The sequence below is a fragment of the Dietzia sp. IBK-p2-15D genome (assembly GCF_057773105.1).
The window spans coordinates 191,161-211,630 of the sequence record NZ_JBYMTK010000004.1; the positions used below are offsets into that span (position 1 = coordinate 191,161).

The window sequence follows — 20,470 nt, forward strand, 5'->3', positions numbered from 1 at the left end:
CATGGGTGCCGGGGTCCCGTTCCGGGAGCTGCTGCTCATCGCGGTCACCGCCGGACTGGTCACCTTCGTCGTCACCGGTCTGGTCAGGGGAGTGGCACCCGCGATCGGCGGGCTCGCCTACCCGCGGGAGCGGGACGTGCACCAGGTCCCCACCCCCCGGCTCGGCGGGGTGGGCATCTTCACCGGGATGCTCATCGCCGTCTACCTCGCCGCGCAGCTGCCGGCCCTGAACCGGGCCTTCCCGCCCTTCGCCCCCGACGTGGAGGCCACCATCGTCGCCGGCGGGGTGATCGTGCTGGTGGGGATCGTGGACGACATCCTCGGGCTCGGGGCCGTCACCAAACTCGCGGGCCAGGCCGCCGCGGCCGGGGTCCTGGTCGCGATGGGCGTGTCGTGGACGCTGCTGTACATCCCCTTCGGGGACGGCAACATCCTCGTCCTCGACCAGCTCCAGGCCGGACTGCTCACGGTCGTGTTCACACTGACGATCGTCAACGCGATGAACTTCGTGGACGGACTCGACGGGCTCGCCGCCGGACTCGGGGCCATCGCGGCCACGGCGATCTGCGTGTTCTCCGTGGGCATCATGCTGGACCAGGGCGGGACCGTCGGGGCCTACCCGCCGGCACTGGTCACCGCGGTCCTGGCCGGGGCGCTCATCGGGTTCCTGCCCCACAATTTCCAACCCGCCCGGATCTTCATGGGCGACTCCGGGTCCATGCTGATCGGACTGGTCCTCGCCGCGGCCTCGACGAGCGCCTCCGGGAAGATCTCGCAGAGCCTGTACGGGCCCCAGGACATGATCGTCCTGCTCTCGCCGGTGATCGTGGTCGCGGCCGCGATGTTCGTGCCGATGCTCGACCTGGTCATGGCGGTGGTGCGGCGGGTCGGGGCCGGCCGTAGCCCCTTCGCACCCGACAAGATGCACCTGCACCACCGGCTGCTCGCGCTGGGGCACTCCCACCGGAGGGTCGCGCTGGTCATCTACGCGTGGGTCTCCCTCATCGCGTTCGGGGCCGTCGGGGCGACGATGCTGCCCACCGAGGTGATCGTCCCCGCGATCGCGGCCGGTCTCCTCTCCGTCCTGGCGGCCACCCTCGTCCCTCGCCTCCGCAGTTCGCGCGGGAAGCACCGGACGGCCGACGGGTCCCGATCCCCGGGCGACTAGGCTGCGGGGTATGGACGACACCCCCGGACACGACGCCCCCGGACACCAGGTCGAGAGCGCCCACACCATCGGACTACGCAGGGCGGTGACCCTCGGCGCCGCCGCGCTCGCCGTGCTCATGGTGATCAGCGCAGGGCTGTGGTGGGCGGTGGATGGTCGCTCCGGCCTGTGGGGCGCCCTGCTCGGGGCCGCGATCGGTGGCGTGTTCGTCCTCCTCACCGCGGTGGTGGTGATCGCCACGGCCCGAACCTCACCCCAGGTGACCGGAGCCGTCCTGTTGGGAACGTGGCTCCTCAAGCTCATCGTGGCGATCGGGGTCGTCGCGGCTCTCAAGCCGCTCGACTTCTACTCCAAGCCCGCGTTCGCCACGACCATCGTCGTGGCCATGGTCGTGGTCCTCGCGTCGGAGACGGTGGCCATTCTGCGCACGCGCGCCCCGTACGTGGAGCCCTGAGCTGGGATTTTCCGACACTCCCGATTGGTCACGGACTGGTTTCGGGGAGATGTGGAGCTGATAACGGCGTGAGGTGCCCCCAGGGGTCCGCAGGGGATGGCCTTTGCTACGATGCTCTGCGGAGGGAAACCGGAAAAGGGTGCGGCGGTACACGCCGCGAGAATCCCCGGGCCCTCCCGGGTTCCGCAGGTCGGAACGAAACACTGGACATGACCACCGTCTCTGCAGGCGGCCCGAACAGGGGAGAGAGCGCTGAGCACGTCACTGCTGGCATTCAAGGGCGAGTTCCATCCGCCGTCACTAAATGACTTCTTCCCGCCGGCCGTGCTCTTCGAGGGGACTCCGTTCGCTCTGGACCGGCTGATGATCATCCGGCTGATCGCGGCGGCCGTCGTCGCGGTGCTGTTCTACCTGGCGATGCGCCGGTCGGCCGTCGTGCCGCGCGGACTGCAGAACGTCGGCGAGATCGCGCTGGACTTCGTCAAGAACAACATCTCGGACGAGATCATCGGGAAGAAGGACGGTGACCGGTTCCTCCCGGTCATCGCGACGATCTTCTTCCTCACGCTGTTCATGAACCTGCCCGCCGTGATCCCGGGCTTCAACATCTCGCCCAACGCGCGGATCGGCATGCCGCTGGTCATGGCCGCGGTCGCGTATGTGGTCTTCATCTATGCGGGAGCCAAGAAGTACGGCTTCTTCTCCTTCGTGGGCAAGTCGGTCGTCGTGCCGAACCTTCCCCCGGCGCTGCACCTGCTGGTCGTGCCGATCGAGTTCGTGTCGACCTTCATCCTGCGGCCGGCCACGCTGACCATCCGTCTGATGGCCAACATGCTGGCCGGGCACATCATGATCGTGCTGCTGTTCTCCGCCACGAACTTCTTCTTCTGGCAGTTCAACGGGTGGACCGCGGTCAGCCTCGTGACCATCATCGTGTCGGTGGCGTTCACGTTCTTCGAGCTGCTGGTGATCTTCCTGCAGGCGTACATCTTCGCGCTGCTCACCGCGGTGTACATCGACCTGTCGTTGCACGCCGACAGTCACTAAAAGACTTCCGGCGCCGCGAGCGCCGGGACACCCAGACCACACCGACGACCGAGTGCGGACATCCCGCACCGGCCATCTGAAAGGGAACGGAAACCCACATGGATATCGTCACTCTCGCCCAGGCAACCGAGACGACCGCCCGCGGTTACGGCGCCATCGGCTACGGCCTCGCCGCGATCGGCCCCGGCATCGGCATCGGCATCGTCGTCGGCAAGGCGATCGAGGGCATGGCCCGCCAGCCCGAGATGGCCGGCCAGCTGCGCACCACGATGTTCCTGGGCATCGCCTTCACCGAGGCCCTGGCGCTCATCGGTATCGTCACCGGCTTCATTTTCTGATCGCCGGCTGGCGAAGGTCAACGACATGAATCCGATCCACATTCTCGCCGCGAGCGAGACCGAGGGGCTCCCGCTGGAGGAGACGCCCAACGTCCTCTCGCCGGCGCTGTACGACATCGTCTGGTCGCTGATCCCGTTCGCTGTCGTCCTGTTCGTGTTCTGGAAGTTCGTCCTCCCGATGTTCAAGCGGGTCCTGGACGAGCGCACCCAGCGCATCGAGGGCGGCATCGAGAAGGCGGAGGCCGCACAGGCCGAGGCGAAGGCGGCCCTGAACAAGTACAACGCCCAGCTCGCCGAGGCGCGTGGCGAAGCCGCGAAGATCCGCGACGACGCGCGTGCGCAGGGGCAGCAGATCCTCGCCGACATGAAGGCGGAGGCCCAGGCCGAGAGCGACCGCATCGTCGCCGCCGGGCAGCAGCAGCTCGCCGCGCAGCGTCAGCAGATCGTCACGGAGCTCCGTGGTGACCTCGGACGCCAGTCGGTCGAGCTCGCCGAGCGGCTCATGGGTGAGCAGCTGTCCGATCCGGTCCGCCGTTCGGGCACCATCGACCGTTTCCTCGCCGACCTGGACAAGGTCGCCGGGGCGGGCCAGAAGTAAGGAAGAAGCAGACTATGCACGCAGCAAGCCGCGACGCCCTCGAGCAGTCCCGGTCGGTCCTGCAGTCCACGCTCTCCGCGAACCCGGCCGGGGGCGCCACGGGCGCCAAGGTCGGTGCCGAGCTCTTCCGGGTCGTCGACGTCCTGGAGGGTGACCGCTCCCTGCGGGTCGCCGTCGCGGACTCGTCCGCGCCGGTCGAGGCCCGCGAGGACCTCGCCCGTTCGGTGTTCGGCTGGAAGATCGACGAGTCGACCCTCGCGGTCGTGCTTGCTGCGGTCGCACTGTCCTGGTCCACCCCGCGGGATCTCCGTGAGGGCCTCGTCACCCTCGGCCGGGAAGCGCTCCTGCTCTCGGCCCGGGAGCAGGGTCAGCTCGGGACGGTCGAGGACGAACTGTTCAGATTGGGCCGCATCGTCGCGGGCGACGCGGAGTTCGAGCAGGCTCTGTCCGACCGCACGACCACCACGGAGTCCAAGCGCGCACTCCTCGGTCAGGTCCTCTACGGCAAGGTGACCGCGGTCACCGAGGCGCTCGCCGGGCAGGCGATCGCCCGGCCGGACGCCATGCCCGCCGACGATCTGGACGCGCTGTCCAGGCAGGCGGCCGAACTCCAGGGACAGTCGGTGGCCGTGGTCACCAGTGCCACGGAACTCACCACCGAGCAGCGGGCCGCGCTCGAGGGCAAGCTCGCCGAGATCTACGGACGGGAGATGGCGGTCCACGTCCAGGTCGACCAGGCGGTCCTCGGCGGCATGGTGATCCGCGTCGGTGACGAGATCATCGACGGTTCCGTCGCCGGGCGGCTCTCGGCCGTACGACGGGCGCTTCCCTAGGCCTCGACACCCGACGAGCAACGGTCGCACTCGGTCGATGCTCACCTGACAAGACACATCCAGACCACACTTAGTGAGAGCAGGAATGACATGGCGGAGCTGACTATCTCCTCCGACGAGATCCGCAGTGCGATTGCGAATTACACCTCGACGGTCTCCAACGAGGCGTCGCGCGAGGAGGTCGGAATCGTCACCGACACGGGCGACGGTATCGCCCACATCAGCGGACTCCCGTCCGCGATGGCCAACGAGCTGCTGGAGTTCCCGGGCGGCATCCTCGGCGTCGCACTGAACCTCGAGGACCGCGAGATCGGTGCGGTCGTGCTCGGCAACTTCGACGAGATCGCCCAGGGCCAGGAGGTGCGTCGCACCGGGGAGGTCCTCTCCGTTCCGGTCGGCGACGGCTTCCTCGGTCGCGTCGTCAACCCGCTCGGGCAGCCCATCGACGGCCTCGGCGACATCGAGTCGGAAGGCACCCGCGCCCTCGAGCTGCAGGCGCCGTCCGTTCTGGAGCGCCAGCCGGTCGAGGAGCCCATGCAGACCGGCATCAAGGCCATCGACGCCATGACGCCGATCGGTCGCGGCCAGCGTCAGCTCATCATCGGTGACCGCAAGACGGGCAAGACCGCGGTCTGCATCGACGCGATCCTCAACCAGAAGGCCAACTGGGAGTCGGGCGACAAGACCAAGCAGCTCCGGTGCATCTACGTCGCGATCGGCCAGAAGGGCTCCACCATCGCGGGTGTCAAGGCGACGCTCGAGGAGAACGGCGCGATGGAGTACACCACCATCGTCGCCGCCCCCGCCTCTGACTCGGCCGGCTTCAAGTGGCTCGCGCCGTTCACCGGTTCGGCCATCGGGCAGCACTGGATGTACGACGGTGCGCACGTCCTGGTCGTGTTCGACGACCTGTCCAAGCAGGCCGACGCCTACCGCGCGATCTCGCTGCTGCTCCGTCGCCCCCCGGGTCGCGAGGCGTACCCCGGCGACGTCTTCTACCTGCACTCCCGCCTGCTCGAGCGGTGCGCCAAGCTCTCGGACGAGATGGGCGGTGGGTCGCTGACGGGTCTCCCGATCATCGAGACCAAGGCCAATGACGTCTCGGCGTTCATCCCGACCAACGTCATCTCGATCACCGACGGTCAGGTCTTCCTCGAGTCCGACCTGTTCAACCGCGGTGTGCGTCCGGCTGTCAACGTCGGTATCTCCGTCTCCCGAGTCGGCGGTGCCGCGCAGACCAAGGGCATGAAGAAGGTCTCGGGCTCGCTGCGTCTGGATCTGGCCGCGTACCGCGACCTCGAGTCGTTCGCGACGTTCGCGTCCGACCTCGACGCCGCCTCGAAGGCGCAGCTCGAGCGTGGCCAGCGTCTGGTCGAGATCCTCAAGCAGGACCAGAACTCGCCGGTCGCCGTGGAGGACCAGATCGTCTCGATCTACCTCGCCGGTGAGGGTTTCTACGACTCCGTCCCGGTCGAGGACGTCCGTCGCTTCGAGGGCGAGCTGCTCGAGACCCTGCGGCACTCCGCCTCCGACGTCTACAGCCAGATCGAGGGGGGAGCCGCGCTCTCCGACGAGTCCAAGTCGACCCTCGAGGCCAAGACCAACGAGTTCAAGGAGGGCTTCGTCGCCACCGACGGTTCCCGTGTGGTCAACGAGCCCGAGGCCGAGGCGCTGTCCGAGGACGAGATCGATCGTGAGAAGCTCACGGTCACCAAGAAGAAGAAGGCCTGAGGCCTGCGATGACAGCCATCCGATTCAAGGTCGAGAGGAGAGTGATCCACGCCCATGGCCAACATGCGTGAACTACGCGACCGGATCAAGTCGGTCAACTCGACCAAGAAGATCACCAAGGCCCAGGAGCTGATCGCGACCTCGCAGATCTCCAAGGCCCAGGCCCGGGTCGCGGAGGCCAAGCCCTTCGCGGACCAGATCACCGCGATCCTCACCGATCTCGCGAGTGCCTCGTCGCTCAAGCACCCGATGCTCAACGAGCCGGAGAACCCGAAGCGGTCGGCCGTGCTGGTGGTGACCTCCGACCGGGGCATGTGTGGTGGTTACAACCACAACGTGCTCAAGGAGGCCGCCGAGCTCATCGCCTACCTCGAGAGCGAGGGGCGTGAGGTCGACATCTACGTGATGGGCAACAAGGGGATCGTGTACTACACGTTCCGCGAGGTCGAGCTCGCCGGTGCCTGGCACGGGCATTCGCAGAAGCCGGACTACCAGGAAGCGCGTCCGGCGTTCCAGCTCCTGTCGGCGGCTTTCAAGGCCGGCGGCGAGTCGACGTTCGACGCCTCCGAGTTCCTCGAGGGGGACGGCACGGACACCACCCGCAAGGGCGTCGACGAGGTCCACATCGTCTACACCCAGTTCAAGTCGATGCTCACGCAGACCCCGCGGGCGCGTCGACTGGCCCCGATCGAGACCGAGGTCGAGATCGAGGAGCTGGACCTGGGCGACGGCATGATGGACGACAGCCCCAGGTCGGAGTCCGAATTCAAGCCGGAGGTCTCCTTCGAGCCGGATGCGGACACCCTCCTGGACAACATCCTCCCGAGGTACATGTCGACCCGTGCCTTCGCCTCGCTCCTCGAGGCGGCGGCGTCGGAGTCGGCGGCACGACGGACCGCCATGAAGTCGGCGACCGACAACGCCACCGAGCTGGTGGAGGGCCTGAGCCGCGAGGCGAACCAGGCACGCCAGGCACAGATCACCCAGGAAATCAGCGAGATTGTCGGTGGCGCTGGTGCGCTCGCCGCTAGCGCAGGAAGTGACTAAGCAATGACCACAGCTGTTACCGATCAGAGCACGACGGGCACGGCCGGTCTCACCGGTCGGGTCGCCCGCGTCCTGGGTGCGGTCGTCGACGTGGAGTTCCCGCGCGGCGCCCTCCCGGCCCTCTTCAACGCCCTCACCGCCGAGATCACCCTCGCGGCGGTCGCCAAGACCGTGACGTTCGAGGTCGCCCAGCACCTGGGCGACAACATGGTGCGCTGCATCTCGATGCAGTCCACCGACGGACTCGTCCGCGGTGCCGAGGTGGTCGACTCCGGTCAGCCGATCTCGGTTCCGGTCGGCGACGTCGTCAAGGGCCACGTCTTCAACGCCCTGGGCGACTGCCTCGACGCGCCCGGCACCGGCCGGGACGGCGAGCAGTGGGGTATTCACCGCGAGCCGCCGGCCTTCGACCAGCTCGAGGGCAAGACCGAGATCCTCGAGACCGGCGTCAAGGTGATCGACCTGCTGACCCCGTACGTCAAGGGCGGCAAGATCGGTCTGTTCGGTGGTGCCGGTGTCGGCAAGACGGTGCTCATCCAGGAGATGATCACCCGTATCGCGCGTGAGTTCTCCGGTACGTCGGTGTTCGCCGGCGTCGGTGAGCGCACCCGTGAGGGCACCGACCTCTTCCTCGAGATGGAGGAGATGGGCGTCCTCCAGGACACCGCCCTGGTGTTCGGTCAGATGGACGAGCCGCCGGGGACGCGTATGCGCGTCGCCCTCTCGGCCCTCACCATGGCCGAGTACTTCCGCGACGTGCAGGGCCAGGACGTCCTCCTGTTCATCGACAACATCTTCCGCTTCACGCAGGCCGGTTCCGAGGTCTCGACGCTGCTCGGCCGCATGCCGTCCGCCGTCGGTTACCAGCCGACCCTCGCGGACGAGATGGGTCAGCTGCAGGAGCGAATCACCTCGACGCGTGGTCGCTCGATCACGTCGCTGCAGGCGATCTACGTCCCCGCCGACGACTACACCGACCCGGCGCCGGCCACGACGTTCGCCCACCTCGACGCCACCACGGAGCTCTCCCGCTCCATCGCGTCGAAGGGCATCTACCCGGCCGTCGACCCGCTCACCTCGACCTCTCGGATCCTCGAGCCGGGCATCGTGGGCGAGGAGCACTACCGCGTCGCCCAGGAGGTCATCCAGATCCTCCAGAAGTACAAGGAACTCCAGGACATCATCGCCATCCTCGGTATGGACGAGCTGTCCGAGGAGGACAAGGTCACGGTTCAGCGTGCCCGTCGCCTCGAGCGCTTCCTCGGCCAGAACTTCCTGGTCGCCGAGAAGTTCACCGGTCAGGTCGGTTCGGTCGTCCCGCTGTCGGACACCATCGAGGCGTTCGACAAGCTCTGCAAGGGCGAGCTGGACCACCTTCCGGAGCAGGCGTTCAACGGCATCGGCGGTCTCGACGATGTCGAGGCCAACGCCAAGAAGCTCTCCGGGAAGTGACGGTCGTCCATGGCTGAGATCGAAGTCGAGTTCGTCACCGTCGAGCGCAGGTTCTGGTCCGGGACCGCATCCATGGTGGTCGCCAAGACCAGCGAGGGTGAGATCGGTATCCAGGCCGGTCACGAGCCTCTGCTCGGTGAGCTGGATGCCGCCGGTACCGTCACGGTGTACACGGACGAGGGGCGCAAGGTCGCTGCCGTCCAGGGCGGCTTCCTGTCGGTGACCGCCAACAAGGTGAGCATTCTCGGCGAGGCCGCAGAGTGGTCGGACGCGATCGATCGCGCCGCCGCGGAGCGGCAGCTGTCCGAGGCCGGCGATGACGCCTCCGCCGCGGCCACCGCCCGGGGCCGACTCCTCGCCATCGAGAAGGCCGGCGCCTAGTACGCACGGTCCGCCCGTCACACACGGCCGCGACCGCCGGAAGGGGATGAGCAGAGTGACGGCTCCCATCGAGATCATTCTCGGTGTCGTCATCCTGCTCGTGCTCGTCCCGGTGGTCGCGGCCGTCGTGTATCGACTGGTCGTCGTGCGTCGTAATTCCACGTCGGTCCTCGTTCGCAGGGCCGGGGAGAATGCGTGGGGATACGGCGCCGTCCGGTACTCCGAGACCGAGGTCGCGTTCTACCGATTGGTGAGTCTGAAGTTCGGCGCCGACGTCCGGCTGGACCGGCGCACCCTGGTGCTCGGCGCGCGTCGACAGCCCACCGGTCCGGAGCTCGACGTGGCAGAGGAGGGCGAGGTGATCGTTCCGTTCTCCGGACACGACCGCCGCGCCCGTCCGGTCGAAGGTGAACTCTGCGTGGCCCCCGCAAAACTGACCGGGATGCTCGCGTGGGTCGAGGCCTGCTCCACCGAGCAGATCCGCCCCCGGCGTCCCCACCGCTGACACCATCCGCGCCGCGTGCCGGGGGCGGTGCCCGTACCCAGGAGGAACCGTTGCGTCTCGTCGTAGCCACGTGCCAGGTCGACTACGTCGGTCGCCTCACGGCTCATCTTCCGATGGCCCCGCGGTTGTTGCTCGTCAAGGCCGACGGGTCGGTGAGCGTCCACGCCGACGACCGTGCCTACAAGCCGCTCAACTGGATGACCCCACCCTGTTCCCTCGTGGAGGGAGATCACCCGGAGAACCCGGAGCAGCAGCTGTGGGTGGTGGAGAACAAGGCGGGGGAGCAGCTACGGATCACCGTCGCCGAGGTGCACCACGACTCCCGACATGAACTCGGCGTGGACCCGGGATTGGTGAAGGACGGTGTCGAGGCCCACCTGCAGGAGTTGCTCGCCGAGCACATCGAGACGCTCGGTCAGGGGTACAGCCTGGTCCGCCGGGAGTACATGACGGCTATCGGCCCGGTCGACATCCTCGGCCGTGACGGGGAGGGCACGACAGTGGCGGTGGAGATCAAACGTCGCGGCGAGATCGACGGGGTGGAGCAACTGACCCGCTATCTGGAGCTGCTCAACCGCGACCCGTTGCTCGCGCCGGTCAGCGGGATCTTCGCGGCCCAGATCATCAAGCCCCAGGCTCGCACCCTCGCCGAGGATCGTGGCATCCGATGCGTGACCCTGGACTACGACTCCCTGCGAGGGATCGAGTCCACCGACCTCCGGCTGTTCTGAACGAGTCGTTCGCGATGCCCAGACGACACCGACGTGGCGGGTCCGACCGACCGCTACCGCAGCGGCACGGACTCGGGGGCTCGGCGCTCGAACCAGGACCCGCGGGTGACCCCGACTCCTACCACGTCCGACGGATCCCCGGCGCCAGGGCGGGCAAGGACTACCGGTGCCCGGGGTGCGATCACCTGGTGACCTCCGGTACCGCGCATGTGGTGGCGTGGCCGGACCGGCCCGGAGGGGACGCGGAACGTCGCCACTGGCACACCGGGTGCTGGTCCGGCCGGGGCCGGAGAGGCCTCACCCGTCGCTGGAGTTGAGGTCCGGTTCCTCCGGCAGGTCGAACTCCACGTCGTCGCCTGTCCCGGGGACAGGTTCGAGCTTCGCCCGGATCGCGCCGAGATCGTCGAGCACACGCTCGCGGAGCACGCGCAGATCGTCGACATGTCGTCGCGCCCGGGAGACCAGCTGGTCCGCCCGGCGATGGGCGTCGTCGACGATCCGTCGGGCCTCCTCCTCGGCCTCGCGACGCGTGGTCGCGGCGGCCGCCATCGAGGCGTCATGTTGCCGAGTGACCTCGCGTAGGGTCTCGCTGCGACGCAGATCAGAGGCCAGCCGGTGGTCCTCATCGATCTCCTGCCGCCGACGCGCCGCCTCGTCGTCCAGCCGGCGGGCGTCGCGCTCCGCGGCGAGGATGATCTCCCGGGCGCGCGCACGCGCCGCATCGAGTACGGCCGTGTGCTCTGCTCGGATGGCCTCGGCACTCCCGCGGACGTCGGCCAATTCGGACCCCGCGGCTTCCCGCAGCCGCCACGCGTCCTCCTCCGCCTCCGCGCGGATCCGGTCGGCGGTGGCGTGAGCGGAGTCGCGGATGGACTCGGCTTCGGCGGTGGCCAGCGAGAGCATCGTCGACACCCTGTCCGACATCTGACCGCTGGTGACGGGAGCCCGACCGAGTTCGGCGACCCTGGCCTCGAGGTCGGCCACGCGTGCCCGCTGCCGGTCGGCCTCCGCCGCTGCTCTCTCGGCACGCTCGACCGCGGCGTCCCTGTCAGCGCGCAGTACCCCCGTCTCCGTCTCGAGACGGGTGAGTGCTCCCATCACCTGCTCACGGTCAAATCCCTTGCGCACCACCGCGAAGGACTCCGCCGTGGTGGGTGACGTGTGCATGCTCGACATGTCACCACCCTAGCGGCGGGCGCGTGAGGGGCGACTAGTGCTGTGCGTCGGCGGGCTCGACGAGCTCGAGGAGCACGCCGCCCGCGTCCTTGGGATGGACGAAGTTGATCCGCGAGTCCGCGGTGCCCCTCTTGGGTGCCGGGTAGAGGACCCTGACGCCCCGGCCCGTGAGATGGGCGGTGATCGCGTCGATGTCGGTCACGCGGACGGCCATCTGCTGGATGCCGGGGCCGTTGCGGTCGATGAACTTGGCGATCGTGGAGGACTCGTCCAGGGGCGCGAGGATCTGCAACAGGGCGCTGCCCTCGGGACGACGGGGGGAGCCGAGCATCGCCTCGCGCACGCCCTGCTCCTCGTTCACCTCCTCGTGGAGATTCTCCATTCCCAGGTTGTCGCGATACCAGGCCACGGCGGCGTCGAAATCGGGCACGGCGACCCCGACGTGGTCGATCGCCACGACGAGCTCGGAGGGGAGGAGGGGCTGGCCTGCTGGGGTAGTCGTCATACCTCCCACGCTAGTCGGTCCCCACTCGCGGTAGTTTGGCCCCACAGTCTCATCCCCTCCATCGGAAGGTGTCCCATGACCGCCGACCCCACCCGTACCGTCATCGTCTCCGGCGCCCGCACCCCCTTCGGCCGCCTCCAGGGCGGACTGTCCTCGCTGTCCGCCCCGGAGCTGGGCGGCATCGCGATCAGTGCGGCCCTCGAGCGGGGCGGTGTGTCCCCGGAGGCCGTCGACCAGGTCATCATGGGGCAGGTGCTCTCGGCCGGAAACGGCCAGATGCCCGCGCGGCAGGCCTCGCTCGCCGCCGGTCTGCCCAAGCGTGTCGACGCCCTGAGCATCAACAAGATGTGTCTGTCCGGCCTGACGGCGATCGCCCTGGCGGACCAGGCGATCCGATCCGGCTACTCCGAGGTCGTCGTGGCCGGCGGTCAGGAGTCGATGTCCCAGGCCCCGCACCTGCTTCCCAAGAGTCGCGCCGGGTACAAGTACGGCTCGATCGAGGTGCTCGATCACATGGCGTACGACGGCCTGCACGACGTTCCGACCGACCAGCCGATGGGTGCGCTCACCGAGGCGCGCAACGTCGAGCTGGAGATCACCCGTGAGCACCAGGACGAGTTCGCGGCGACCTCCCACCAGCGCGCGGCCGCGGCGGCGAAGGAGGGGCGGTTCGCCGACGAGATCGTGCCGGTAACGGTAAAGGGCCGCAAGGGCGACACCGTCGTGGACACCGACGAGGGCGTGCGCGCCGACTCGACCCCCGAGTCGATGGGCAAGCTCCGTCCCGCGTTCTCCAAGGACGGGACCATCACCGCCGGTTCGTCGTCGCAGATCTCGGACGGCGCCTCGGCGACCATCATCACGTCCGCGGCCCGTGCCGAGGCCGAGGGCTGGCCGGTGCTGGCCGAGATCGTCGGCTACGGCACCGTGGCCGGCCCGGACTCGACCCTGCAGCACCAGCCCGCCGACGCGGTGCTGAACGCGTGCGAGCGGGCGGGAGTCGACGTCTCCGACATCGACCTGTTCGAGTTCAACGAGGCCTTCGCCTCCGTCGGACTGCACTCGACCCGCATGCTCGACCTGAGCCCCGACAAGGTGAACGTGAACGGCGGCGCCATCTCGATCGGTCACCCGATCGGGGTGTCCGGCAACCGCGTGGTGCTGACCCTGGCCCTCGAGCTCGCACGCCGCGGCGGCGGGCTCGGAGCGGCTGCCCTGTGCGGCGGCGGCGGCCAGGGTGACGCCCTGATCATCCGGGTGCCCGCGGCCGGCTGACACCCCCGCGCGCCCGTCGTGGCAGGATCGGTGCCGTGACGAGACCAGGTAACCGACCCCCGTCCGCCGCCGAACAGAAGCTCGCGGCGTCGCTCGCAGGCGCCGTCGACCTGTCCGGTCTGAAGAAGCGGGCCGAGACCCGCCGGGGCGCGACCGACACCGGTCGCGCCCCGGGTCAGGGCGGCCCGCCGCCGGGCTCCGGTCCGGAAGTGGTGGTGGAGGTGGACGAGGCCTCCTTCGAGCAGGAGGTGCTGGCCCGCTCCGCTCAGGTTCCGGTGATCCTCGAGCTGGTGTCCCAGCGGGCGCCGACCGCGTTGACCAGCCTGCTGGACGCACTGGCGATGGAGGCCGGCGGTCAGTGGGTCCATGCGACCGTCGACGTCGACGTCTCCCCGGGCATCGCGCAGGCGCTGCAGGCCCGGGCGGTGCCGACCGTGTACGCCGTGGCGGCGGGCCGCCCGCTCGCCGACTTCGAGGGTGAGCAGCCGGAGGAGGCCCTACGTCAGTGGCTCGCGGCCGTGCTCCGGGCGACCGAGGGCAAGTTGGGTGGGCCCGCACCGGACACCGACGACGTGGAGCCGGAGGAGCCCACCGACCCCGAGCGGGATGCCGCCGAGGACGCGCTCGCCGAGGGCGACCTGGCGGCCGCGGAGGAACGGTTCACCGCGCTCGTGGAGGCCCGCCCGGGCGAGCACTCCCTGGTGGAGGCGCTGCGCTACGTGCAGGCCGCGCGCCGGTCGACGGAAGCGACCGACTCGGGAGAGGGTTCCGTCCCCGACGCGTTGCGGGCTGCAGACACTGCCCTGGTGGGCGGAGAGTACGAGGCCGCGTTCTCGACACTGGTGGACGCGATCCGTGTCCACGGTGGTGACGAGCGGGCCACGTTGCGTGCGCGCCTGCTCGAGCTCCTCGAGGCCCTGCCGGTGGACGATGAGCGGGTGCTGGCCGCGCGCCGGAACCTCGCGAGCGCTCTCTATTGACGCTCCGCTTCCGATACGGACAACGGGCGCCCCGCACGGGGCGCCCGTTGTCGATTGCGACGTCGCCGGTCAGCCTCCCGCCGTCCCCGCCGGCTCCGCAGTCGTCGTCGGTGCCGCGTGTCGGAACCACACGGTGGCGCGGGGGCCGACCGTGATCGCCGCGGAATAGGGCCGTCCGTGGTGGGGTGCCGGCTCGGCGTGGACACCGCCGAGGTTGCCCGCGCCCGAGCCCTCGTAGGCCGAGGCGTCGGTGTTGAGGATCTCCTCCCAGTACCCGTCCTCGGGGAGCCCGATGCGGTAGTCGCCGAGCGCGGCGCCGGAGAAGTTGACCACGCACGCGACGGTGTTGCCGGCGTGGTCCGTCCGCAGGAAGGACAGCGTGTTGTGGGCGGCGTCGTTGGCGTCGATCCACGAGAACCCGGAGGGGTCGTCGTCGAGCGACCACAGGCCGGGATTCTCGGCGTAGCGGGCGTTGAGGTCACGCACGCAGGCGAGGATGCCTCGGTGGTACTCGCCCTCCCAGCCCTCGAGATTCTCCCAGGCGACACCCTTGTCGGCGTCCCACTCGGTGGTCTGCCCGAACTCGAGGCCCTGGAAGAGCAGCTTCTTGCCGGGGTGCGCCCACATGTAGGCGTACAGGCTGCGGATGCCGGCCGCACGGTCCCACGAGGTGCCGGGCATGCGCTCCCACATCGATCCCTTGCCGTGGACCACCTCGTCGTGGCTCAGGGGGAGGACGAAGCGCTCGCTCCAGGCGTACATCATCGAGAAGGTGATCTCGCCGTGGTGGAAACCGCGGTAGATCGGGTCGAGCCCCACGTAGCGCAGGGTGTCGTTCATCCAGCCCATGTTCCACTTCATGGAGAACCCGAGGCCGCCCGTGTAGGTGGGCGACGTGACGCCGCCCCAGGACGTGGATTCCTCGGCCACGGTGAGGAAACCGGGGTGCTCCCGGGCCAGGGTGGCGTTGACCTCCTGGAGGAACGAGATGGCCTCGAGGTTCTCCCGTCCACCGTGGATGTTGGGGGTCCACTCGCCGGCCTCGCGGGAGTAGTCGAGGTAGAGCATCGAGGCCACGGCGTCCACCCGCAGTCCGTCGATGTGGAACTCCTCGGCCCAGTACAGGGCGTTGGCGACGAGGAAGTTGCGCACCTCGTGGCGGCCGAAGTCGAAGACGTAGGTGCCCCAATCGGGCTGTTCACCGCGTCGGGGGTCGGCGTGTTCGTAGAGCGGGGTGCCGTCGAACCGGCCGAGCGACCACTCGTCCTTGGGGAAGTGGGCGGGTACCCAGTCCACCAGGACTCCGATACCGCGGGAGTGGAGGTGATCGATGACGTAGCGCAGGTCGTCCGGGGTGCCGAACCGGCTGGTCGGGGCGAAGTACGACGAGACCTGGTAGCCCCACGAGCCGCCGAAGGGGTGCTCGGCGACCGGCATCAACTCCACGTGGGTGAACCCGGTCTCGATGATGTGGTCGGCGAGTTCGTGCGCGAACTCGCGGTAGTCGAGGCCGGGCCGCCAGGAGCCGACGTGGACCTCGAGGACGGTCATCGGGGAGTGCGAGTGGTCGCGGGTCGCGCGGGCGGCGATCCACTCGTCGTCGTTCCACTCGTAGCCGGAGGTGAACACCTTCGACCCGGTCGAGGGCGGCACCTCGGTGGCCACCGCCATGGGGTCGGCGTGGTCGATGGTCCGGCCGTCGGCCCCGCGGACGCAGTACTTGTAGACGGCGCCGTCGGCGACGTCGGGGACGAACAACTCCCACACCCCGGAGGACCCGATCGAGCGCATGGGCAGCGCGGTGGGATTCCATCCGCAGAAGTCGCCGACGACGCTCATCCCGCGGGCGTTGGGCGCCCACACGGCGAATGACGTGCCGGTGACCGGTCCGCCCGCGGTCTCGTAGGTGCGCACGTGGGCGCCGAGGACATCCCACAGTCGTTCGTGGCGCCCTTCGCCGATGAGGTGCAGGTCGACCTCGCCCAGCGTCGGGAGGAAGCGGTAGCCGTCCGCGACGGTGCGCGTGTGGCCGTCGGGGTAGCGGACCCGGAAACGGTAGTCGGGCACCTCCGTCTCGGGCACCGCCGCGTGGAACAGTCCGTCGCCGACCGGGGTCATGGGGACGGTGCGGTCGTCGAACACGATCTCCACCTCCACCGCCCCCGGCTGGACGGTGCGGACGACCGAGCCGTCGCCGTCGCGGTGCGCGCCGTAGACGGAGTGCGGGTCGTGGTGGGTGCCGGACCGGAGCCGGCCGAGGACGTCGTGCGGGATCGGCGTCGGTTCCGTGGGAGTGACGGGCCCGGGGGACGCGACGGGCGCCGTGGCCGGCGCGGGCGGTGTCGGTGACGGCGGTGACGGCGGTGATGAAGACGGCGGCGACGACGACGAGGGCGACGACGACGAGGTCTGCTCCGGCTGGAGCCGGTCGGTGGAGCGGTCCTTCTTCTTGTGCTTTGCCATGGCCGTTCGCCTCAATCCACGGTGTGCGTGCGGTAGGACAGTTCGACCCTACGTGCTTCGTCGCAGGGCGGGATCGCGATGATGTGCGCGACGGCGGTCCACGGCTCGAGCCGGACGTAGTTGCTCGACCCCCAGTGGAACTCGGAGCCCGTCACCTCGTCGCGGACGCTGAACCGGGCGTCGGCGTCGTACCCCAGGGCCGCCATGTCGAGGTGGAGGGTGCCCTCCTGAACGCCGAGGGAGTCCAGGGAGACCACCGTGAGAACACAGTCTCCGGTGGCCGGGTCGACCTTGGAGTAGGCGATGATCTGGTCGTTGTCCACGTCGTGGAACGTCAGGGTGCGCAGCTGCTGCAGGGCGGGGTGCTCGCGGCGGACCCGGTTGAGGGTGCGCAGCCACGGGGCGAGCGACTGCCCGGCGGCCTCCGCGGCGGCGAAGTCACGGGGCCGCAGCTCGTACTTCTCCGAGTCGAGGTACTCCTCGCTGCCGTCGGCGACGGGCTGCCATTCGTAGAGCTCGTAGCCGGAGTACACGCCCCACGCGGGCGAGAGCGTCGCGGCGAGCACCGCCCGGATCGCGAACATCGCCGGGCCGCCACGTTGGAGCGACTCGTGGAGGATGTCCGGGGTGTTGGTGAACATGTTGGGGCGGGCCTCGTCGACGTGGGCCAGCAGCTGCTCGCAGAACTCCACCAACTCGGCCTTCGTGGTCTTCCACGTGAAGTAGGTGTAGGACTGCGAGAACCCGCGCTTGGCCAGTCCGAACAGCCGGGCCGGCCGGGTGAAGGCCTCCGCCAGGAACAGCACGTCCGGCTCGGTCCGCTTCACCTCGCTGATGAGGCGGTTCCAGAAGTCGGCCGGCTTGGTGTGCGGGTTGTCCACCCGGAAGATCCGTACCCCGAGGGACGTCCACAGCCGGACGACACGCAGCACCTCGGCGTAGATGCCCTCGGGGTCGGTGTCGAAGTTGACCGGGTAGATGTCCTGGTACTTCTTGGGCGGGTTCTCGGCGTAGGCGATGTGCCCGTCGGGCAGCACGGTGAACCACTCGGGGTGTTCGGCGGCCCACGGGTGGTCGGGCGCGCACTGCAGGGCCAGGTCCAGCGCGACCTCGACGCCGCGCTCCCCGGCGTAGGTCACCAGGTCCCGGAAGTCGTCGACGGTGCCGAGGTCGGGGTGGACCGCGTCGTGTCCGCCCTCGGCGGAGCCGATTGCCCACGGGGACCCGACGTCATCGGGCCCGGGGGTCAGGGTGTTGTTGCGACCCTTGCGGTTGATCTCTCCGATGGGGTGGATCGGCGGCAGGTACACGACGTCGAACCCGAGGTCGGCCGCGTGGTCGACGTAGGAGCGCGAGGTGGTGAACGTCCCGTGGACGGGACGGCCCTCGTCGTCCCACCCGCCGGTGGAGCGGGGGAAGAACTCGTACCAGGAGCTGAACTGCGCCTCGCGACGGTCCACCCACACGCGGTGGGTCTGACCCACGGTCACGAGTTCGCGGACGGGATCGGCGGCCAGCGCGGCCGCGGTCTCGTCCGTCAGCGCCGGGGCGGTCCGGGTGGCCGCGTCGCCCGGACCACGCAGCGCGGCGGCGGCCCCGGTCAGCAGGTCGACCCGGTCGGCTGCGCCGGCGACCGTCGCCCGGGCGATCGCGGTGTCGAGCACGCGGGCGCCCACCTCGAACTCGTTGCCCAGCTCGCCCGAGTCCAGACCCGCGGCCATCTTCTTGACGATGCCGCTGCGCCACGTGGCGAACGGGTCGGACCACGCCTCCACCCGGAACGACCACATCCCCGACACATCCGTGGGCAGCAGCGCGTGGACGGTGTCCGGCTCGGTGCCGGGCACCATCGTGGTGCGGGAGGACGCGCCGCCGGGTCGGCGGACGACCAGGCTGGCGGACAGGGCGTCGTGGCCCTCGCGCCAGACGATCGCGGAGACGGGCAGGATCTCCCCGACCACGGACTTGGACGGGAACCTCCCGCAGGAGACGAGGGGGCGGACCTCATCGATGGCCAGACGGTCGTTCACGTCGGTGCTCCTCTCGGCGGGTGGGCGCCGCGGTGGGCGGCGTCACCTCCACGACGCTAGCGAAGTCGGGCCGATCCTTCAGGGGTGCCCGAGTCGGCGTTCACCTGCACGGCCGTGTTCTTCGCCACCCGTCCTCCCGATTACCGGTTAGATGGGCGTCGTGAGCACCCTGATCGACATCGACCCCGACCTCGTCCTCGACCTCCGCGACGTCTCGCTCCGGCGGGACGGCACGTCCCTCGTGGGGCCCCTGTCCTGGCAGGTGGAACTGGACGAGAGGTGGGTGGTGCTCGGCCCCAACGGCGCGGGCAAGACCTCGTTGCTGCGGATCGCCTCGGCCCTGGAGTACCCGAGCACGGGGACGGCCGTCATCCTCGGGGAGCAGCTGGGCCGGACGGAGGTGACCGAACTGCGCAGCCGTGTCGGCCTGTCGTCGGTCGCGGTGGCCGGCCGCATCCCCGGCGACGAGGTGGTGCAGGACCTGGTCATCTCGGCCGGATACGCCGTGCTCGGCCGTTGGCGGGAGAAGTACGACCCGGAGGATTTCGAGCGCGCCGCGGACACCCTCGAGTCGATCGGGGCGGAGCACCTGGCCGAGCGAACCTGGGGCACCCTCTCCGAGGGGGAGCGCAAGCGCGTGCTCATCGCCCGCGCCATGATGACCGATCCCGAACTGCTGCTCCTCGACGAGCCGGGGGCGGGGCTGGACCTGGGCGGCCGGGAGGACCTGGTCGCCCGCCTCGGGGACATGGCGATGGATCCGGACGCCCCCGCCACGGTCCTGGTCACCCACCACGTGGAGGAGATCCCCCCGGGGTTCACCCACGCCATGCTCCTGGCGGAGGGCGAGGTCACCGCGATGGGGCTGATCGACGAGGTGATCACCTCCGACAATCTCAGCAGGGCCTTCTCCCAGTCGATCGTCGTGGACGCGATCGACGGACGCTACTTCGCGCGCCGGGCGCGCCGCTCGGGCCGGCACCGGCGGGCACCCCGGGCATGACGGCACGTGAGGCTCCCGCGGCGTTCGCGCCGGAGGCCGTGCCGGTCCGCGAGGCCGCCACGGTCGCCCTGGTCCGCGACGCGCGGGTCGGCGGGGGAGTGGAGGTCTTCCTGCAGCACCGGGTGGCGACCATGCAGTTCGCCGCCGGGATGTCGGTGTTCCCCGGCGGAGGCGTCGAACCGCGGGACTACCACGGCACCCGCCCCTGGCGCGGGCCCGAGCCGGAGTGGTGGGCCGGTCGGTTCGGGATCGAGGCGGACCGCGCCGCCGCGGCCGTCCGCGGGGTGGCGCGGGAACTGTTCGAGGAGACCGGGGTGCTGCTCGCCGAGCCGGCGACCGGGCCGGGAGCCGCCGCACCGGCCGACCCGCCGGGCCCCGACGAGCGGCGCGCACTCGACGCGGGGGAGGGCGACCTGGATTCGCTGCTCGCCGCGCACGGCCTGGTGCTGTCCGCGCACCTGCTGCGACCGTGGGACCGGTGGACCACCCCGGTCGGGCCCCCGCGCCGGTACGACACCCTGTTCTTCGTGGCGGCCCTGCCCCACGGCGTCGAGCCGGACGGCGGCACGACCGAGGCGCGCGCGACCGAGTGGATCCGCGCCGACGACGCCGCGCAGGCGGGGACCCTCGGCCGGCTCGGCATGCTGCGCCCGACCCTCGACGTGCTGTCCGATCTGGCCGCCGCGACCGACGTCGACGAGGTCCTGGCCACCCCGCGGGCCATCGCTCCGGGCGGGAACTAACGTTGCGTCG

Annotated in this window: 21 protein-coding genes; 17 read left to right on the forward strand and 4 right to left on the reverse strand. The window is 69.6% G+C overall.

The features are described 5' to 3' along the window. Position 1: 1 nt before the first annotated feature. The 13 genes from AC3DEV_RS08220 (at position 2) to AC3DEV_RS08280 (ending at position 10,602) form a co-directional block, all read left to right on the forward strand. The gene (locus tag AC3DEV_RS08220) at positions 2-1,168 is read left to right on the forward strand and encodes a glycosyltransferase family 4 protein (protein WP_119193181.1); all 1,167 of its coding nucleotides are present in this window, start codon (positions 2-4) and stop codon (positions 1,166-1,168) included. Between the two features lie 10 nt (positions 1,169-1,178). After that, positions 1,179-1,622 carry a Cg1360 family ATP-synthase-associated protein gene (locus AC3DEV_RS08225; protein WP_067718342.1) on the forward strand — a complete coding sequence of 148 codons (444 nt, stop codon included), beginning with the start codon at positions 1,179-1,181 and terminating at the stop codon, positions 1,620-1,622. Between the two features lie 267 nt (positions 1,623-1,889). Continuing rightward, complete coding sequence (gene atpB, locus AC3DEV_RS08230) at positions 1,890-2,669, forward strand: F0F1 ATP synthase subunit A (RefSeq protein ID WP_067718340.1); 780 nt, start codon at positions 1,890-1,892, stop codon at positions 2,667-2,669. A 98-nt stretch (positions 2,670-2,767) separates the two neighbouring features. Beyond that, positions 2,768-3,007, forward strand: coding sequence for an ATP synthase F0 subunit C (locus tag AC3DEV_RS08235; RefSeq protein ID WP_067718337.1), 240 nt, complete (start codon positions 2,768-2,770; stop codon positions 3,005-3,007). Between the two features lie 25 nt (positions 3,008-3,032). Continuing rightward, on the forward strand, positions 3,033-3,605 hold the full coding sequence (locus AC3DEV_RS08240) for a F0F1 ATP synthase subunit B (protein ID WP_096905256.1): 573 nt from the start codon (positions 3,033-3,035) through the stop codon (positions 3,603-3,605). A 14-nt stretch (positions 3,606-3,619) separates the two neighbouring features. Further along, on the forward strand, positions 3,620-4,438 hold the full coding sequence (locus tag AC3DEV_RS08245) for a F0F1 ATP synthase subunit delta (protein WP_067718333.1): 819 nt from the start codon (positions 3,620-3,622) through the stop codon (positions 4,436-4,438). A 90-nt stretch (positions 4,439-4,528) separates the two neighbouring features. Beyond that, complete coding sequence (atpA, locus tag AC3DEV_RS08250) at positions 4,529-6,169, forward strand: F0F1 ATP synthase subunit alpha (protein ID WP_067718330.1); 1,641 nt, start codon at positions 4,529-4,531, stop codon at positions 6,167-6,169. Between the two features lie 54 nt (positions 6,170-6,223). Further along, positions 6,224-7,216 (forward strand): F0F1 ATP synthase subunit gamma, encoded by a 993-nt coding sequence (locus AC3DEV_RS08255; RefSeq protein WP_096905258.1) that lies wholly within the window; start codon positions 6,224-6,226, stop codon positions 7,214-7,216. A 3-nt stretch (positions 7,217-7,219) separates the two neighbouring features. Then, positions 7,220-8,668 carry a F0F1 ATP synthase subunit beta gene (gene atpD, locus AC3DEV_RS08260; protein WP_067718325.1) on the forward strand — a complete coding sequence of 483 codons (1,449 nt, stop codon included), beginning with the start codon at positions 7,220-7,222 and terminating at the stop codon, positions 8,666-8,668. Positions 8,669-8,677: 9 nt separating this feature from the next. Next, positions 8,678-9,049 (forward strand): F0F1 ATP synthase subunit epsilon, encoded by a 372-nt coding sequence (locus tag AC3DEV_RS08265; protein WP_488371785.1) that lies wholly within the window; start codon positions 8,678-8,680, stop codon positions 9,047-9,049. 46 nt (positions 9,050-9,095) lie between these two features. Then, on the forward strand, positions 9,096-9,554 hold the full coding sequence (locus AC3DEV_RS08270) for a DUF2550 family protein (protein ID WP_488371786.1): 459 nt from the start codon (positions 9,096-9,098) through the stop codon (positions 9,552-9,554). Between the two features lie 50 nt (positions 9,555-9,604). Beyond that, positions 9,605-10,285, forward strand: coding sequence for an endonuclease NucS (gene nucS / locus AC3DEV_RS08275; protein ID WP_119193176.1), 681 nt, complete (start codon positions 9,605-9,607; stop codon positions 10,283-10,285). Between the two features lie 14 nt (positions 10,286-10,299). Further along, entirely contained in the window at positions 10,300-10,602 is a 303-nt protein-coding gene (locus tag AC3DEV_RS08280; RefSeq protein ID WP_241504698.1) for an ATP/GTP-binding protein, read from the forward strand. On the opposite strand, the gene AC3DEV_RS08285 is transcribed toward AC3DEV_RS08280, so the two are convergent. Beyond that, positions 10,583-11,461 (reverse strand): V-type ATP synthase subunit E family protein, encoded by an 879-nt coding sequence (locus AC3DEV_RS08285; RefSeq protein ID WP_146776311.1) that lies wholly within the window; start codon positions 11,459-11,461, stop codon positions 10,583-10,585. The genes AC3DEV_RS08280 and AC3DEV_RS08285 overlap by 20 nt on opposite strands. Positions 11,462-11,495: 34 nt before the next feature. Next, positions 11,496-11,966, reverse strand: a complete 471-nt coding sequence (gene mce, locus AC3DEV_RS08290) for a methylmalonyl-CoA epimerase (RefSeq protein ID WP_488371787.1) — start codon at positions 11,964-11,966, stop codon at positions 11,496-11,498. Between the two features lie 75 nt (positions 11,967-12,041). Between mce and AC3DEV_RS08295 the strand changes: the two genes are divergently transcribed. Further along, positions 12,042-13,241, forward strand: coding sequence for an acetyl-CoA C-acetyltransferase (locus AC3DEV_RS08295; RefSeq protein ID WP_132060973.1), 1,200 nt, complete (start codon positions 12,042-12,044; stop codon positions 13,239-13,241). 35 nt (positions 13,242-13,276) lie between these two features. Next, positions 13,277-14,221, forward strand: a complete 945-nt coding sequence (locus AC3DEV_RS08300; protein WP_488371788.1) for a tetratricopeptide repeat protein — start codon at positions 13,277-13,279, stop codon at positions 14,219-14,221. A gap of 69 nt (positions 14,222-14,290) precedes the next feature. Here AC3DEV_RS08300 and glgB read toward each other — a convergent pair whose 3' ends face one another. Next, positions 14,291-16,684, reverse strand: a complete 2,394-nt coding sequence (glgB, locus tag AC3DEV_RS08305; RefSeq protein WP_488371789.1) for a 1,4-alpha-glucan branching protein GlgB — start codon at positions 16,682-16,684, stop codon at positions 14,291-14,293. A gap of 11 nt (positions 16,685-16,695) precedes the next feature. Then, positions 16,696-18,714, reverse strand: a complete 2,019-nt coding sequence (locus tag AC3DEV_RS08310) for a maltotransferase domain-containing protein (protein ID WP_488371790.1) — start codon at positions 18,712-18,714, stop codon at positions 16,696-16,698. Positions 18,715-18,865: 151 nt separating this feature from the next. Between AC3DEV_RS08310 and AC3DEV_RS08315 the strand changes: the two genes are divergently transcribed. Next, positions 18,866-19,717, forward strand: a complete 852-nt coding sequence (locus AC3DEV_RS08315; protein WP_067718305.1) for an ABC transporter ATP-binding protein — start codon at positions 18,866-18,868, stop codon at positions 19,715-19,717. Continuing rightward, positions 19,714-20,460, forward strand: coding sequence for an NUDIX hydrolase (locus AC3DEV_RS08320; RefSeq protein ID WP_488371791.1), 747 nt, complete (start codon positions 19,714-19,716; stop codon positions 20,458-20,460). The genes AC3DEV_RS08315 and AC3DEV_RS08320 overlap by 4 nt, the downstream gene beginning before the upstream one ends. Positions 20,461-20,470 lie beyond the last annotated feature (10 nt).

Bases quoted from the DNA above. Each gene is read 5' to 3' on its own strand.
- AC3DEV_RS08255 (WP_096905258.1), top strand. From the start codon at position 6,224: ATGGCCAACATGCGTGAACTACGCGACCGGATCAAGTCGGTCAACTCG.
- atpD (WP_067718325.1), top strand. From the start codon at position 7,220: ATGACCACAGCTGTTACCGATCAGAGCACGACGGGCACGGCCGGTCTC.
- atpA (WP_067718330.1), top strand. From the start codon at position 4,529: ATGGCGGAGCTGACTATCTCCTCCGACGAGATCCGCAGTGCGATTGCG.
- glgB (WP_488371789.1), bottom strand. From the start codon at position 16,684: ATGGCAAAGCACAAGAAGAAGGACCGCTCCACCGACCGGCTCCAGCCG.
- AC3DEV_RS08315 (WP_067718305.1), top strand. From the start codon at position 18,866: ATGGGCGTCGTGAGCACCCTGATCGACATCGACCCCGACCTCGTCCTC.
- mce (WP_488371787.1), bottom strand. From the start codon at position 11,966: ATGACGACTACCCCAGCAGGCCAGCCCCTCCTCCCCTCCGAGCTCGTC.
- AC3DEV_RS08285 (WP_146776311.1), bottom strand. From the start codon at position 11,461: ATGTCGAGCATGCACACGTCACCCACCACGGCGGAGTCCTTCGCGGTG.
- AC3DEV_RS08280 (WP_241504698.1), top strand. From the start codon at position 10,300: ATGCCCAGACGACACCGACGTGGCGGGTCCGACCGACCGCTACCGCAG.
- AC3DEV_RS08225 (WP_067718342.1), top strand. From the start codon at position 1,179: ATGGACGACACCCCCGGACACGACGCCCCCGGACACCAGGTCGAGAGC.
- AC3DEV_RS08270 (WP_488371786.1), top strand. From the start codon at position 9,096: ATGAGCAGAGTGACGGCTCCCATCGAGATCATTCTCGGTGTCGTCATC.
- AC3DEV_RS08240 (WP_096905256.1), top strand. From the start codon at position 3,033: ATGAATCCGATCCACATTCTCGCCGCGAGCGAGACCGAGGGGCTCCCG.
- AC3DEV_RS08320 (WP_488371791.1), top strand. From the start codon at position 19,714: ATGACGGCACGTGAGGCTCCCGCGGCGTTCGCGCCGGAGGCCGTGCCG.
- AC3DEV_RS08245 (WP_067718333.1), top strand. From the start codon at position 3,620: ATGCACGCAGCAAGCCGCGACGCCCTCGAGCAGTCCCGGTCGGTCCTG.
- AC3DEV_RS08295 (WP_132060973.1), top strand. From the start codon at position 12,042: ATGACCGCCGACCCCACCCGTACCGTCATCGTCTCCGGCGCCCGCACC.
- AC3DEV_RS08265 (WP_488371785.1), top strand. From the start codon at position 8,678: ATGGCTGAGATCGAAGTCGAGTTCGTCACCGTCGAGCGCAGGTTCTGG.
- AC3DEV_RS08220 (WP_119193181.1), top strand. From the start codon at position 2: ATGGGTGCCGGGGTCCCGTTCCGGGAGCTGCTGCTCATCGCGGTCACC.
- AC3DEV_RS08235 (WP_067718337.1), top strand. From the start codon at position 2,768: ATGGATATCGTCACTCTCGCCCAGGCAACCGAGACGACCGCCCGCGGT.